At 64.1% G+C, this 1,274-nt stretch carries 1 protein-coding gene; it reads right to left on the reverse strand.

Features of this window, described 5'->3' with window-relative positions; genetic code table 11:
* Positions 1 to 18: 18 nt before the first annotated feature.
* A protein-coding gene (locus tag NKI20_RS33560; RefSeq protein ID WP_352838282.1) for an IS3 family transposase occupies positions 19 to 1,208 on the reverse strand; the annotation gives its coding sequence in 2 pieces (ribosomal slippage) (positions 19 to 956 and positions 956 to 1,208; 1,191 coding nt in all).
* Positions 1,209 to 1,274 lie beyond the last annotated feature (66 nt).

Consider the following 1,274-nt stretch of genomic DNA (forward strand, 5'->3'; position numbering starts at 1 on the left):
TGACCTGCCACTGAACTGTCATCCAGTGGCGATTAGAGCCGCGACCATTTCTGTTACGCCGTTTGGCGCGGGTAAAGCAACCGGCGGAGGCGCGGAGCCTTCGATCGGCGCAGCGTCGGAGCCGGTTGCGGTGATGACCTCGGCATAGGCTGCCGGGGTCTGGTAGCCGAGCGAGGAATGTGGCCTGGCGGTGTTGAAGTCCTCCCGCCACTCGGCGATGGCCCTGCGAGCGTGGTCGAGGCCGAAGAACAGGCTCTCGTTCAACAGCTCGTCGCGCATCCGGCCGTTGAAACTCTCGACGTAACCGTTCTGCATCGGCTTGCCTGGCGCGATGTAGTGCCATTCGATCCTGTAATCCTTCGACCAGGCGAGGATGGCGTTCGAGGTGAACTCGGTGCCGTGGTCGGAGACGATCATGCCTGGCTCGCCGCGCTGGGCGATCAGTTCCGTCAGTTCACGGGCAACCCGACGGCCGGAGATCGAGGTGTCCGGGATCGCCGCCAGGCATTCGCGCGTCACGTCGTCGACGATGTTGAGCACGCGGAACCTCCGGCCGCAGGCGAACTGGTCGTGCACGAAATCCAGCGACCAGCGCGCGTTCGGCTTTGCCTCGACCAGGATCGGCGCCCGCGTGCCGACCGCTCGCCGCCTTGCCCGGCGCTTGCGCACCGTCAGGCCCTCCTCGCGGTAGAGCCGATAGATGCGGTTGACCCCGGATGCCTCGCCCTCGCGCCTGAGCAGGATGAACAGCCGCCGGTAGCCAAAGCGTCGGCGCTCGTTGGCGAGGTCACGCAACCTGCCGCGCAACTCCGTCTCGGGCGGACGCCGGGACTGGTAGCGGATCATCTTGCGATCAGCGCCCACAAAGGAACAGGCCCGACGCTCCGACAGGCCCATGACGGCCTGCAGATGCGCGACGGCTTCGCGCTTAACGGCGGGCCCTACCATTTTTTTGACAGAAGCTCACGCAGCGCCGAGGCTTCGAGCATCTGGTCGGCGAGCAGCTTCTTCAGCTTGGCGTTCTCGTCTTCCAGAGCCTTCAGCCGCTTGGCGTCAGAGACGTCCATCCCGCCATACTTGGCCTTCCAGTTATACAGCGTCGCCTCCGAGACCCCGTGCTTGCGGGCCAGATCGCCCGCCTTCGCACCCGCCTCATGCTCGCGCAGAACCGCAATGATTTGCTCTTCCGTGAAACGCTTTCTCTTCATCAGTCCGTCCTTCAATCAAGGGCCGGACTCTAATCTCAGATGGAGGAAAAACTCAGTGGCAGGTCA

This window comes from Mesorhizobium sp. M0830, from assembly GCF_040319965.1.
Taxonomy (GTDB): domain Bacteria; phylum Pseudomonadota; class Alphaproteobacteria; order Rhizobiales; family Rhizobiaceae; genus Mesorhizobium.